The organism is Clostridium sp. CTA-5 (assembly GCF_054768135.1).
This window is the reverse complement of the sequence record NZ_BAAAAT010000001.1, coordinates 90,566-105,393: the sequence shown is the minus strand read 5'-3', so window position 1 is coordinate 105,393 and position 14,828 is coordinate 90,566. Positions and strand designations below refer to the sequence as shown.

The 14,828-nt window shown below is 27.5% G+C and carries 11 protein-coding genes; 2 read left to right on the top strand and 9 right to left on the bottom strand.

Annotated features, from left to right (window positions below; translation table 11 throughout):
• Positions 1–197: 197 nt before the first annotated feature.
• From ACYUET_RS00450 to ACYUET_RS00435, 4 genes are all read right to left on the bottom strand, one after another.
• Positions 198–2,045, bottom strand: coding sequence for a S8 family peptidase (locus ACYUET_RS00450; protein WP_460277060.1), 1,848 nt, complete (start codon positions 2,043–2,045; stop codon positions 198–200).
• A gap of 45 nt (positions 2,046–2,090) precedes the next feature.
• Positions 2,091–3,953, bottom strand: coding sequence for a S8 family peptidase (locus tag ACYUET_RS00445; RefSeq protein WP_460277059.1), 1,863 nt, complete (start codon positions 3,951–3,953; stop codon positions 2,091–2,093).
• A 264-nt stretch (positions 3,954–4,217) separates the two neighbouring features.
• The gene (locus tag ACYUET_RS00440; protein WP_460277058.1) at positions 4,218–6,026 is read right to left on the bottom strand and encodes a S8 family peptidase; all 1,809 of its coding nucleotides are present in this window, start codon (positions 6,024–6,026) and stop codon (positions 4,218–4,220) included.
• 339 nt (positions 6,027–6,365) lie between these two features.
• Positions 6,366–7,733: an APC family permease gene (locus ACYUET_RS00435; protein WP_460277056.1), complete on the bottom strand. Its 1,368-nt coding sequence runs from the start codon at positions 7,731–7,733 to the stop codon at positions 6,366–6,368.
• Positions 7,734–8,066: 333 nt separating this feature from the next.
• On the opposite strand from ACYUET_RS00435, the gene ACYUET_RS00430 reads away from it, so the two are divergent.
• Positions 8,067–9,233 carry a glycosyl hydrolase family 8 gene (locus tag ACYUET_RS00430; protein WP_460277055.1) on the top strand — a complete coding sequence of 389 codons (1,167 nt, stop codon included), beginning with the start codon at positions 8,067–8,069 and terminating at the stop codon, positions 9,231–9,233.
• A 133-nt stretch (positions 9,234–9,366) separates the two neighbouring features.
• The gene (locus ACYUET_RS00425) at positions 9,367–9,516 is read left to right on the top strand and encodes a polysaccharide deacetylase family protein (RefSeq protein ID WP_460278219.1); all 150 of its coding nucleotides are present in this window, start codon (positions 9,367–9,369) and stop codon (positions 9,514–9,516) included.
• Between the two features lie 133 nt (positions 9,517–9,649).
• Here the strand turns inward: ACYUET_RS00425 and ACYUET_RS00420 are convergent, their stop codons facing one another.
• The 5 genes from ACYUET_RS00420 to ACYUET_RS00400 form a co-directional block, all read right to left on the bottom strand.
• Positions 9,650–11,701: a methyl-accepting chemotaxis protein gene (locus ACYUET_RS00420; protein WP_460277053.1), complete on the bottom strand. Its 2,052-nt coding sequence runs from the start codon at positions 11,699–11,701 to the stop codon at positions 9,650–9,652.
• 337 nt (positions 11,702–12,038) lie between these two features.
• Positions 12,039–12,611: a pyridoxal 5'-phosphate synthase glutaminase subunit PdxT gene (pdxT, locus tag ACYUET_RS00415; protein ID WP_460278218.1), complete on the bottom strand. Its 573-nt coding sequence runs from the start codon at positions 12,609–12,611 to the stop codon at positions 12,039–12,041.
• 2 nt (positions 12,612–12,613) lie between these two features.
• Positions 12,614–13,489, bottom strand: a complete 876-nt coding sequence (gene pdxS / locus ACYUET_RS00410) for a pyridoxal 5'-phosphate synthase lyase subunit PdxS (protein WP_460278217.1) — start codon at positions 13,487–13,489, stop codon at positions 12,614–12,616.
• A 159-nt stretch (positions 13,490–13,648) separates the two neighbouring features.
• A complete protein-coding gene (locus tag ACYUET_RS00405) occupies positions 13,649–13,792 on the bottom strand; it encodes a hypothetical protein (RefSeq protein ID WP_460277051.1) in 144 nt (47 codons plus the stop codon).
• 286 nt (positions 13,793–14,078) lie between these two features.
• Positions 14,079–14,813 carry a Rossmann-like domain-containing protein gene (locus ACYUET_RS00400; protein ID WP_460277050.1) on the bottom strand — a complete coding sequence of 245 codons (735 nt, stop codon included), beginning with the start codon at positions 14,811–14,813 and terminating at the stop codon, positions 14,079–14,081.
• Positions 14,814–14,828 lie beyond the last annotated feature (15 nt).

Below are 14,828 nucleotides of genomic sequence, written 5' to 3'. Positions count from 1 at the left end.
ACTTCATTAACAATATCTCCAGCATAATCTATTATTGCATAACTTATATCTGGCCCAATTAAAATATCATCTGATGTCTCTCTAATATCTTTTTTATAAATTTTACTCTTTTTTATACTAATCCCTCCTTTCAGATATATAATAATATTGTTTAGATTAACAATTTAAATGTGTCAATATGTGCTATTCTTTTTATTTTATGTAGGTAATCTTATAAACAAATTACCTATATAATACTCTAGGTTACTTATTATTTTTTCTTGAACTCTATAATTTTTATATATAACATTATCTAAGTTACTTTCTTCTAAATTATCACCTCTGATATTAGCTAATTTTAATAAATCTAAAGAATCATAAGCACATATAGTGCCATATCCGAAACTAGGATCTGGATAAGATACCTCTACCCTATCTCTCTTTGCTGCTTTTGAAATATAATATTTAAGCCTTTCTCCATAAAGAAAAAGATCATTCCCCTTAACTATTCCCCATTGTAAAAGTAATGCACATATTCCTGCTACATGAGGCGATGCCATTGAAGTTCCTGTCTTAGTATCAAATCCTCCATTTCGAGATACTGATAATATATTTTCTCCTGGCGCAACTATATCAGGCTTTATAAATGATGTTTTATAAAGTTTTCCCCTGCCAGAAAAAGATGAAAAAGTATTAGTCATGCTATTATAACTTCCAACCGATATTACACTTTGTACTGTAGCAGGAATTCCTAATGTATTATAAACATTTGGATTGAGAAATCTTGTTTTTGGATTAAGAGACTCTGTAATAGGAAGCCATATATCATACACTCCATTATATTTATTAAGAACCTTTAAAGTTACTTTCCATTCTCCACTTGGTAAAAATTCTTCTCCTGGTAAAAGACTTATAGATATTTCTCCATTTATATCAAAGGGTTTTGGACCTGTATTATAAATAATACATTTATCAATACCAATGTTAACCTCTCTATATCCGGAACGTATAACTATTTCTCCACTTTTTTGTCCTAAGGGATTCTCCACTTCAATAGAAATTTCCGCTAAAAGAGGCTTATATAATTGTAATGCTATTGCCCTTTCGGAATCTGATATACTTAAAGAAATTATGTTTATATCCATTAAATTACCACCAATATGGTGAGCTGCCTCTCCCTCATTACCTGCTGCAATAACTATTGCTACTCTCTCAAGTCTACATATAGTTTCTATATATTGTTCTAAAAGACTTGTTCCATTATGTGCTCCATCATTAGTACTTAAACTAAGATTTATTACAAGAGGTTTATTGATTTCCTCAGCTTTGTCTATAAGAAACTTTATCCCCCTCATTATTTGTGTACTTAAAGCAAAGTTTAGAAAACCATATTTAGTTATTTTAACCATAGCAATAGAACTTTTAAAAGCTACTCCATAATTTTGTTTAGGTATTTTTCCACCTGCACAAGCTATTCCAGCCACATGTGTACCATGTCCCATTAAATCTTGTACATTTACAACTGAATATGGGTCTTCTGCTTTTAATGCTTCATTTATTTGTGATTTATCATAAACTTTTTTATCCTCTCCTAAATCATAAATAAAATCAATTCTACTATTCCCAGATTCATCCCTAAAAGCAGGATGAGTATAATCTATACCAGTATCAATAAAACCAACTAATACTCCTTCTCCTGTTAATCCATAACGATCCCAAACATTTGGAACACAACAAGCCTTATTACTTTCAAAATCAGAAGTAAATAGAACCTTAGGTAATTCTATATATTGTACACCTTCTATTTGAGATACTTTACGTATATCTTCAGATTTTAATGTAATAATTCCAAAACCAAAGCCTAAATTTTCAAATGTTGCGCCTATACTTTCTATAGATTTAGTAACTTTATCTAACTTATCTCCAAATAAAACTACCAATTCTACGCTCCCTTTATTAATTTTTTCATTTTCAGATAAAGACACTATCTTATATAATAATTGTTCAGGTATTTTATTTAATAAGTTTAATTTAGCATCAAGCTTGATATTTTCTATATTAATCACCTTCCAAAAGATATCTATATATTCTAACTTATTGAAATTAAAATACTATCTAGGTAATCTTATAAATAGATTTCCTACATAATATTCATTTTTATACATTATTTTTTCTTCAACTCCATTTATATGCTTTATATATGGAATAATTTTTGCTCTCATATTATCAAAAATATTTTTCATATTAATAATTCCATATCCCCACTGTGGATTAGGATATATATCTCCTTCTCTCTTTGTTGTACCTCCTATTAAATAGGTTTTTACTTTTGTAGCATATAAATTGATATCATTACCATTAATAATTCCCCATTGTAATATAAGTGCTACACATCCTGCCACTACAGCAGATGCTACACTTGACCCACTAACAGTTTTTGTTTTAGAATCTATAGTAGTTACTAAAGCATTTATTCCACCTGCAACCAAATCTGGCTTAACTCTTCCATCTCTTGTATATCCTTTGCCTGATTCTACTATATTCGAATTATCATTTTGATTATAATAACCAACAGATATAGCATATAATGATGTTGATGGAATCGTTAATGTTATATCTGCGTCTGGATTTAAAAATTTCGTACCTGGAGCTAATAACTCTCTCTGCAGTAAATATGCATCATATTTTTTACTTATAACTAATTCACCTGTAAGTCTAAATGTCCAAATTCCTTCCTTTATATTTCTGGCTTTAATTATAATTCTCTCCTCACCAGTTAATGTTTCTGGTATTGAATATTCTACATATATTATGGTACTTTCATATAGAAATTTAATTTCTGTTATTTTATTAAGACTAGGAGGTATTCTCTCAATTATTTCTCCTGAAGGCGAAACAATTGACAATGCAAATTTATCAGGTTTCTTAATCCAAATTTCAAAATATATATTTTTTTGATCTTTATCTATTTTAAGTTCAATACTCTTAATATCACCGGTCTCAGCTATAGTTCCAGATGTATGAGTATCTGAACTTCCTTGATTTCCACCAGCTACAACTACAGTTATACCTTTCACCCTTGAAATCTCATCTATATATCTTTCAACAAAAGATAAACCATTATGAGGACCAATATTTGTACCTAAAGGTACAAGTATTACCATAGGTGTTTTTAATCTACGCGATAGATCATATAAATACTTAATACCTGCAAATACAACTGAAGTTGAAAAAGCAGGGACATCACCATATACTCCAAAATTATCTCTTAATGCCCATACTGCTGGACTTAACTTTACAACAGCAAAATTACATTTTGGTGCTACTCCTCTAACAGCTGGATTTGCACCTCTTGCTCCTATAATTTCTGCCATACTAGTCCCATGACCATTTACATCCTTTGCCGGCACTATTTTGTAAGGATCTTCACCATTTTTTTTAGCCTTAATTGCTTTATTTATTTCTTCTTTAGTATATTCACTGCCACCATACTGCCCCACTGGTGTTTTTCCACTAGAAATATCTTGATCCCAAATAGCCAAGATTCTTGTGGTATCATCTTCATTAATAAACTCTTCATTTAGATAATCTATGCCTGTATCAACTATACCTATAGTAACCCCTAATCCGTCTAGTGGTAAGTAAACACTATTGTGAAACATAAGTGCTCCGGATGCTTCTACTGGCGAAATATCACATAATGTATGCAATACAGTAGGAACTACATAAACAATTACATCATAAAGCTTATTAATTACTTCATTTAAATCTCCTTGTACAGCTAATATTGCACGATTTTTATCATAAATAAAAATACGAGCATTAGGGATTTCTTTTGCGGCACCGATAATATCCCCCTGATATTCTATAGTTGCAAAAATAGTACCTTCCAGTGTAAAAAATTCCTGATTTGTAATATTTTCTATACTCTTCTTTAAGTTAACTTGGCTTCTAACATTAGCTCTTTGGGGCAAATTTAATAAGTTTAATTTAGAATCAAACTTGTTAATTTCTATGTTAATCTCCTCCCAAAAATATAGCTATATAATAGATTATTCAAATATTAATTAATAAAAAACATTTAACCTTCATATCTTTTAATTTAAATTGTAATATTTCAATTAACTAATATAGAAATTCCCCATAATTTAACCAATTATAATTTTATCTTTTATCTAATTCTTTTTCAGTATAAAAACGCCTCATAAGTTAATTAATTATTTTAACATCTTAACTAATTACTTTCTCGGTAGTCTTATAAATAAATTACCTACATAATATTCATTTTTATCTATTGCTTTTTCAATAACTCTATAATTATTACATCTAGATTGACTAAACTTTGATCTAATATTATCAAAAATATTTTTCATATCAATAATTCCATATCCCCACTGTGGATTAGGATATATATCTCCTTCTCTCTTTGCTGTCCCTCCTATTAAATAAGTTTTTACTTTTGTAGAATATAATTTTATATCATTACCATTAATAATTCCCCATTGTAATATAAGTGCTACACATCCAGCCACTATCGCAGCTGCTACACTTGATCCACTGACAGCTTTTGTTTTAGAATCTATAGTAGTTACTAAAGCATTTATTCCGCCTGCAACCAAATCTGGTTTAACTCTTCCATCTCTTGTATATCCTTTACCTGATTCTACTACATTTGAATTATCATTTTGATTATAATAGCCAACAGATATAGCATAATCTGATGATGATGGAATAGTTAAAGTTCCATATGAATCTGGTTTTAAAAATTTTGTATCTGGTGCTAATAGTTCTCTTTGTAATAAATATGCATCATAAGTACCTGTTGCTACCAGTTCTCCTATAAGTTTAAATGTCCATATTCCCTCTGTTATGTTTTTAGCATTAATCTGAATTAATTCTTCACCTGTTAATGCTTCAGGTATAAAATACTCTACATATATCATAGTACCTTCATATAAAAATTTAAATTTTGTTATTTTATTAACGCTAGGTGGTATTCTCTCAATTATTTCTCCTGAAGGTGAAATAATTGACAATGCAAATTTGTCTGGTTTCTTAATCCAAATTTCAAAATTTATATTTTTTTGTTTTTTTCCTATTTTAATTTCAATATTTTGGATATCACCATTTTTAGCTATCTTTCCTGATGTATGATTTTCTGCATTACCCTGATTACCTATTGGCACAACTACAGTTATTCCTCTCTTCTTTGAAATTTCATCTATATATCTTTCGTTAATTGCTAATCCATTATGCCCTCCCCTAGCTCCACCAAAAGGTACAAGTATTACTATAGGCTTTTTAAATTTGTAAGATATATCATATAAATATTTCATACCTAAAAATACAACTGAAGTTGAAAACGTAGGACTATCACCATAAACTCCTAGTGTATCTCTTAATGATTCTGGTGCAGGCCCCAATTTTACAATAGAAAATTCACAATTTGGTGCAGTCCCCTTAACTGATGGATTTACCCCTCTTGCTCCAACAATTGATGCCATGCTTGTCCCGTGTCCTACTTCATCTTTTGAAGGCACTATCTCATAAGGATCTTTCCCTTCTTTTTTAGCTTTAATAGCCTTATTTATTTCTTCTCTATTATACTCACTTCCAACAAACTGCCCTTCTGGTTTTTTACCAATAGTTAAATTTTGATCCCAAATAGTTAAAATCCTTGAAGTATCATCTTCATTGATAAACTCTTCATTTAAATAATCTATCCCTGTATCAATTATTCCAACAATAATTCCATGTCCATCTAATGGTAAATAAACACTATTATGGAATTTAGTCGCTCCGGATGCTTCTACTGGTGAAATGTCACATAATGTATAAAGTGAACTTCTATTTACATAAACAATTACATCAAAAAGTTTATCTGTTACTTCCTTCATATCTCCTCTAACTGCTAATATTGCACGATTTTGATCCACAATAAAAACACGAGCATTAGGAATTTTTTTTACAACGCTAGCAATATCACCTTTATATTCTATTACAGCATAAACAGTATCTAGTAATGCAAAAAACTTTTCATCAGGCATATTAGCTATATCATCTTCTACTATGCTATCTCTACTATCTCCATTATCCTTAAATAAGTCTAATCTCTTTATATTAATCTCCTCCTTATATCTACTTTGTCAGACTTATTTCCATTTTAATTATTAGTTTGATTAATATTAGTAACTGATATAGAATATGCTAATCAAAGTTAAATAATTAATACTATATGAAACTCTTTAATCTCCAAAATGGTATTATAGTAAACCTTAACCCATACATTTTCTTTTTAAAAGGTTTATAAAGCAAAAAGGTGTTACTACAAAATAAATTTTTAATCATTTTGTAGTAACACCTTTTTCTATTAAATTCTTACTAAATTATATTTCTTCTATTATATTTATACTATTCTTTATATTGTCACCCTTCTTATTTTCTTTACTTTTCCAGAATAAAATTGCTGTTCCTGTAACCATAGCACATATTATAATATATAAAATAAATAATGGATTACATATACTTCCTAATAAAATAATAACTGAACCTAATATAGCCATAGCTGGACATACAATTCCTCTAAATTTACTCTTAATTTCTTTCCTTAGTCCCATTTTTAATACTTTATAATATAAAAGTATATATATCACATAATTTATTGTAACTGCTATTTCAGAAATATCTGAATTAGGTAATAAATTAAACTTCTGAGTTAAATAATGCATAATAATTAATATAAAACAAATTCCAATAGCAATAAAAGCTGAAATCACAGGAATACCTAGTTTTTTATTAAAATTAGATACTTTATCAGAGTATGGGAACATCTCCCTTTTTGCTAAAGAATATGGCATTCTTAGCATTGCTAATACTAATCCATTAGCAGCACCTAAAACTGAAGTAATAACAAATATTAATAGTATTTTAGCACCCATAGGTCCAAATAAATTATTTGCTACAACATCAACATGAGCATCTCCTAAAGCCATAATTTTTTCTGGCCCTATATATATTGATATTCCCACAAAATATACTATATATATAATTAGAATAATTATTGGTGCTACAATTAACGCTATAGGTAAATTCTTTTTAGAATCTTTTATTTCATGTCCAATAGATGTAGCTATTATCCATCCATCAAATGAAAATGATATTGGAGCTATTGCCGAAATCCAAGCAAATGATTGCATATTAGTAACATCTGTTAAGTTTATGCTACTTGCATGTCCAAAAGTAACTCCTATAACTGCAATCATTACTAAAGGTATTAATTTTATTACTGTAGCTAAATTTTGAAAATATCCTCCTAATTTAGCTGATAAAATATTTAATAAAAAGAAAAGTAAAATAACAAATAGTCCTATAGCTATTTGCTTTTCTAATGTTCCTTCTATTTCAAATAACATACATGTGTATATTCCTGTTACCCATCCAACAACTGCAAGTAATGCAGGATAATATATAAATGTATTCATCCATCCAAATGAACAAGCAACTGCTTTACTATAATACTCCTCAGCATATGCTATTATTCCGCCCTCTTTTGAGTTTCTTGATGCTAATTCTGCAATTGTTAAACTACCAAATATAATAGCTATCGACGCAATACAAAAAACTAATACTCCTAGACTAATACTCCCGCCAGTAGCAACTAATATATTATCACTCTTAAAAAAAATCCCTGATCCAATAACTATCCCTATAATCATGGTTATTGCTGTAAATAATCCGTATTCATTTTTTTTCATAATCGTCCGTTCTCCTTAAATGCTCATCGTCTGTTATTTAATTTTAAGTTGTCTCAAAAAATATCTTATACATATATGCCTTATTTACTATGTCTAAACAAAAGTTGGTATATTACATTAACTTAGAGACAATCACAAATTTCAAGACTCCGCTTCTTTATATTTCCGATTTATAATATCATAGACTCTTCATTTATTCAATGTATATTAATACTTTTTTAGATAAATATACCTACAAAAATAATTAAAGCTTTTTGTCTTCATTTTTTATTCTAACACATATGTTAATAATATAATTTTATTGAGGTGATAAAAATCTATAAAAATATTATTATGAAAAAATACTCTAATGAAGAACTTACTTTAGAACTACTCTCTTTTTATCATAAATGGAAAAAACTTTACTTAAGAACTGTAAAAAACTCCTCTCCTACAAAAGAATATCTCTTTGATACTTTGGAAGCTCCTACTGAAAATAATGCAGTTACATCTTCTACAGCAATGGGGTATGGTATGATAATTTTCTCAATTATGAGTAACTTTGATACTACAGCTAAAGAACATTTTAATAATATCTATAATTTCATAAAAGCTTATCCTAGTATTTATAACGATAATCTAATGGCATGGCAACAAATTATTGCTAATAATGGCGATATAATAAACACTAACCCTAAAACCGCCTCTGCTACTAATGGTGATATAGATATATGCTATGGACTCCTTATTGCTAATAAACTTTGGAGAAAAGAAGACAAAATAGAGTATAAAAAAGAAGCTCTTAAAAGAATTAATGCATTAATGGATAGTTGTGTTGATAAAGAAGATTATATATTAAATTTAGGAGATTGGGTTAATACAAATGTTAATAGTAAATTTAAAGGCATAACTAGGAGCTCCGATTTTAGTGTTTATATTTTAAAGGAATTTGTTAAAGTTGATTTAACAAATAGTAACGCTTGGAGAAATGTAATTAAACGAATTAATAATATAATAAATAATCAAATGAATAGAGAAAGTAAAAAAAATGGACTTATGCCAGATTTTTTTATTAAAGATAAAAATCAATTTATAGCGCCAAAAGAAAAAATTCTAGAAACAATTCATGATGGAGATTATTATTATAACAGCTGTAAAACTCCTTGGCGTTATTCAATGGATATTTTATTAAATAATACTCCTATTACAAATCAACTTTCTACACTAAATAATTGGATAATTACAAAGACGAATTCTAATCCTAAAAATATAGTTTCTGGTTACTATGTAGCTCAATCTACTCCCGGTGAAGCTTTTGGTGTTCCTAATGATTTATCCTTTATTGCTCCATTTTTAGTTTCATCACTCATTCAAAATAAAAATGAAATATGGACAATAGAACTTTGGAAAATATTAATAGACACACCAATTGAAAATTCGCTTTTCTATGGCAACACACTTAAACTTATAGCTATGATAGTTGCTACTGGAAATTGGGTTGTTCCAGAACGTAATTTTTAATCAAAATATCATTTTAATTAAAATTAAATTTTGTACAAATGTAAATTTATGGTTTTATTCATTATGCACATAAGAAATATGGTTTCATATTATGATATAAGAAAGTGAGGTGATATCTTGGATCAAGTAGAAAATTTTAAAGCAGATCCATCAATTCTTATATCTAGTAAAAAATAAAACTAAACAAATTTGTTTTACTTTTGATTCAGGTTTTGAAGATAATGAAACTTTAGATATACTTAATGTCTTAAAAAGACATAACATAAAATCTACATTTTTTTAACAGGACTCTATATAGAAAAATTCCAAAAATAAGTTAATACATTTATAATTTTTATATAAAATTATAAAATAAAGCACTCATATTTATAAATGAGTGCTTTCTCTATCAGTTTAATTAAACCTTAACTGTTTTATTATATTTTAAATACATCAACATTTCTTGATACTTCTTCCGACATATGTTGTAATTCTTGAACACTATTATTTACATTTTCAAATGAAGATTGCTGTTCATTTATAGATGCAGTTACTTCTTCAGTTATACCTGCTATTTGCTGAGTTGAATCTGTAACTTCTAAAATTGCAGATAATCCTTTTGTTTTCTTATCATTTACTATATTTATATCTTTTGATATCGCAGTCGTGGTCTTAACCATTTTATTTAAAACTTTTTGTATTTCAATAAAAGCATGTTGCATAAGTTCAAATGCTTCATTTTCTGCATTACTTATTTCTTCTGTATTATTTAAAGTACTCCTAGTTGTATTAACTAAAGAATTAATATTTTCTATAATTGAAAAAATATTTTCAGTAGCTTGTTGTGTTTCATTAGATAAACTTTTTATTTCATTTGAAACAACTGCAAACCCCTTTCCTGCTTCTCCAGCTCTTGCAGCTTCAATTGCTGCATTAAGTGATAAGAGATTAGTTTGTTTTGCAATATTATTGATAAGTTCTAAAAAGTTAGATATATTATTTATTTCATCAAATAACTTTTTCATAATATTTTTTAATTCATTAAAACTATATATTGATTCTTGTTTTAAATCAACTAAAGAAGATACCTTTTTTTCATTTTCATTAAGTGAATTTATTACTTCGTTATTTTGAAGAATCATAGACTTGTTCTTTTCTTCGAGATTATTTATAGCATTATCTAAATCTAAAGTTTGTATTCTGCATTCTTCTACTTGCTGAGCTACATTACATATTTTTTCAGATATACCATTCATAGCTTGAGTTATCTCTATATTTGAAGCTGAAACATCTTTACTAATTACAAATAATTTTTGTGATTGTTCATTAACAATAACTACAGAATGATGAACATTTCCTATTATACTTGATAATTTTTTAGTAGTTGAATTAATTTTATTAGCTAATTGTTCAGTTTCATCTTCTGTACAAATATCTTTAATTTTAATGCTTAAATCTCCATTTGAGATTACGTCCATATGATTAGTTAATTTTTTTATAGGATTGGTAAACTTCTTTGATAAATAATAAGTAATTATTAATGATATTATTAATACTACTATTAAAATAATTTTAGCATAATTAGAAGCTACTTTTGCTGAAGCAGACATATCTTCTATATATCCTGTTGAATAAACATACCATCCAACACTCGGAACTACAGTACATAAAGCAAGTTTATCTTTTTCTTCATATTTATAACTAATTTTATTGATTTCATTAGTTTTTTTATTTGAATTATTATCTAATACATCTATACCTGTTTTCTTTCCAATCAAATCCTTATTTTCATCATATATAATATTTCCATTTGAATCAGTTAAAATCACATTATATCTGCCATTATTATATTGACTTAATATAGGTTTATATACATCTGCAATAACATCCCTACATATCAATCCATTAAAATTACCATTTTCATCATACATTCTTCTAGCTATAACATTAATGCAATTTCCTGTTTCATTTGATTTAATTATATCGGAAATGTATGTATCTTCCCCATTCTTTATATTAATAAAATAGTCTCTACTTGATACATCTAATAATAATCCTTTTTCATTCGCAGCAGCGATGATTATTCCATCTTTATTAATTAAATATTCATTTTCAATATTAGTATTTTTAATATTTTTTATAAATATATTATTTAATGTACTTTGAGATTTAATTAAATCACTATTTTCACTTTTCAGTTCATCTATATTAACTTTAGCAAAATCAATAAACTTTTTATCATACAAATATCCATTGAGTTCTACTGATTCACTCTTTAATAAATAATCAATTGATGTTGACATTCCTCTTATTTGTGATTCAAAATTAGATAATATTTGTTTATATTGTTTATTTTCCATAAACCTCAAAATAATACTGTTAGTAATTATTGAACTAATTATCAATATAGTTCCAACAATAGCCATAAATTTGCTTTCAACTGATTTAAATATTAATTTCTTTTTATTCTTTTGTTTAAATAAATCCATTCTCTTCTCCTTTATATATATTTTCCACATAATTCATTAACGTTCTATACTTTACTATTTTGGATTTATGATGTAAATTTATGTTTATTTTATATTTAATATATTATATATACTTTTTTAAATAATTCGTTAAATTTCTTACATTTTTATAATTATTCTGCATTTAATTAAACGTTATACTTTTTTAAATTAATAATTTGCATGAAAAAAAATATAACTAGAAAACAAAATTCCAGTTATATTTAAACTTAAATATTTAATTTAATCTTATTATATTATTTTAATATATTGTAACCTCCATATATCCACGATTTTTATTGGCTTAATTTATAATTAACTATCTTTTACTACACATATTTATAAAATATTTATGCATTTCTAAGTTATTTGTTAACTCAGGATGAAATGATGTTACTAACATATTATCTTGTCTTGCTGCTACAATATTATCGTCCACTTTACATATTATTTTTACATTACACTCTACCCCTGTAATATATGGTGCTCTTATAAATACCAATGGTATTGGTTCTTGGCAAACATCTACTACCTTTTGTTCTATTACAAAACTATCAATTTGAGTACCATAAGCATTTCTCTTTACACTTATATCCATTGTCTGTAAATATCTAGTTTCATCATTTTCAATATTTTTCGCAAGTAGTATCATACCAGCACAAGTTCCCCAAACCGGAAAACCATCTAGTATTTTTTCTTTAAGCTTATCAAAAATACCAGTTTTCTTTAATAATTTTCCAATTGTAGTACTTTCTCCACCTGGAAGAATAAGTCCATCTAAATCATTCAATTCTTCAACTTTTCGTACTTCAACGGTTTCACAACCAAGAGATTTTAAATGATTAATATGTTCTTCTACTCCACCTTGAAGTGCTAGTACAGCTATTTTCACCATTACCAGCCTCTTTCTTCAAATTTAGTAACTGATTCACTACAATTTATTCCAACCATTGCTTCTCCAAGATCTTCTGATATTTCTGCAAGCATTTTAGGCTCATTATAATATGTTGTTGCCATAACTATAGCCTTCGCTCTTTTTTCAGGATCTCCTGATTTAAATATTCCTGAACCAACAAATACACCTTCTGCTCCAAGCTTCATCATAAGTGCTGCATCAGCTGGTGTAGCAACTCCACCAGCTGCAAAATTAACTACTGGTAACTTACCATTTTCCCAAACATATTCTATAAGATGATACGGTGCTTCAAATTCCTTTGCTAAAGTCATTAATTCATCCTTTGGAGAATTTTTAACTCTTCTAATATCATCCATAATACATCTCATATGTTTAACTGCCTGAACTACATCACCTGTTCCTGCTTCTCCCTTAGTTCTTATCATAGCTGCCCCTTCTCCTATTCTTCTTAAAGCTTCTCCTAAATTTCTTGCACCACATACAAAAGGAACCTTAAAACTTTTTTTATCTATATGATACTTATCATCTGCATATGTTAAAACTTCACTTTCATCTATAAAATCTATTCCTATTGCTTCTAATATTTCAGCCTCAACAAAATGCCCTATTCTAACTTTCGCCATAACTGGTATAGAAACAGCGGCTTGTATTTCCTTTATCATCTTAGGATCAGACATTCTTGCAACTCCGCCTTCTTTTCTAATGTCTGCTGGTACCTTTTCAAGTGCCATAACTGCACATGCTCCTGCCTTTTCAGCAATGATAGCCTGCTCAGCATTTACTACATCCATAATTACTCCACCTTTAAGCATTTGTGCTAAATTTTTGTTTAATTCATATTTTGACATATATATTACCCCCAACTTTTTTATCGTTATGCTTATTATAGCTTGTACTAAATAAATTTCAAATGTATCGGTACATTTGAAGATATACTCTGTCAACTAAGAAAATACCCACAAAAAATATACTTTTTGTGGGATGATTATCTAAATATTTTTTTAATTTAATATCTAACTTTTATTTTGACTTCGTCTTACTGGTTTAAATTCTGAATTTTTATCATTGACATCTATATAAGTATAATCACCATTTTCAGTCTTTTTGAGACCCAAAGATGCCATTTTCTTTTTAGTATTTTTATATTTTGTACTCATTTATCTCACCTCTTATAAATTATTTTTACCATATATAATTATGTTATCCTTAAGAATTATAAATTTATAAACGTTAATTTGATAAATTCTATTTATGTTAATTACTATTAAATTTTGAATACAATTATTATTTCTCAGCTATATAGAATTTTTTAAATTAATAATTTGCATGAAAAAAATATAACTAGAAAATAAAATTCCAGTTATATTTAAACTCAAATATTTAATTTACACACTGTAGTTAACTACACCAAATAATATATCTTATTTATTAACAGTTTGCATATTATTTTGAACATGGGCAAAATCTTTCAAGCTTCATTAAAGCTGCTGCTCCTGCAAGAGTTGTACCAAAAAAAATAGCAGGCTTATCTATTAAAAAATTTGTTATTGTTTTATTTGCTATTGTGCTGCCTGTAGCAACTACTATATCGCACCAATTCAACAAATCATCTGTAGATTTATTTCCATCTTCAACTAATACACCATATTTAATCTTACTGATTGTATCTGAAGCCAAATCCACAATTCTAAGAGAAAATTTTTTAGAAAGATTCTCCAATATTGCAGGTTGATATCCTATCATCGCTATTTTAGGATCACCATATTTATCTTTAATGTAATCAGCAAACTTTTCTGCACATACTTCTGGCTCTCCATCTTTACAATGAATTGTTTTGTCTGTTAAGTTTAAATATCTACATACAGCATTTAAAGTTGCAATATATACAGCAGTATCAAAATTAGTTTTTAAAGGCATTTCAACAATTTGTTTTAAAGTTCCTTCAAAATTATTAGGCATATCAGTAAAAGCTTGGCCTTTTTGTCCTCTAAAATCTGCTTCAAGTAATTTTTCCTTTCCCTTTATAATAGGAAAATCTTTTCTTTCTGGATTTCCTATAGCTTCTTCTGGTTTTAAAGCCTTTCCTTTTATTTTAACTTCATCATTAAAAAAACTATTATCATTAACTATATTAATAAATTTATTAAATAGATTATTATAAAATTCTATTTGCTTCATACTATTACCCCCATG

Excerpts from the sequence above, each read along its gene's own strand:
- ACYUET_RS00440 (WP_460277058.1), bottom strand. The coding sequence starts at position 6,026 with ATGCCTGATGAAAAGTTTTTTGCATTACTAGATACTGTTTATGCTGTA.
- ACYUET_RS00400 (WP_460277050.1), bottom strand. The coding sequence starts at position 14,813 with ATGAAGCAAATAGAATTTTATAATAATCTATTTAATAAATTTATTAAT.
- ACYUET_RS00430 (WP_460277055.1), top strand. The coding sequence starts at position 8,067 with ATGAAAAAATACTCTAATGAAGAACTTACTTTAGAACTACTCTCTTTT.
- ACYUET_RS00405 (WP_460277051.1), bottom strand. The coding sequence starts at position 13,792 with ATGAGTACAAAATATAAAAATACTAAAAAGAAAATGGCATCTTTGGGT.
- ACYUET_RS00435 (WP_460277056.1), bottom strand. The coding sequence starts at position 7,733 with ATGAAAAAAAATGAATACGGATTATTTACAGCAATAACCATGATTATA.
- ACYUET_RS00420 (WP_460277053.1), bottom strand. The coding sequence starts at position 11,701 with ATGGATTTATTTAAACAAAAGAATAAAAAGAAATTAATATTTAAATCA.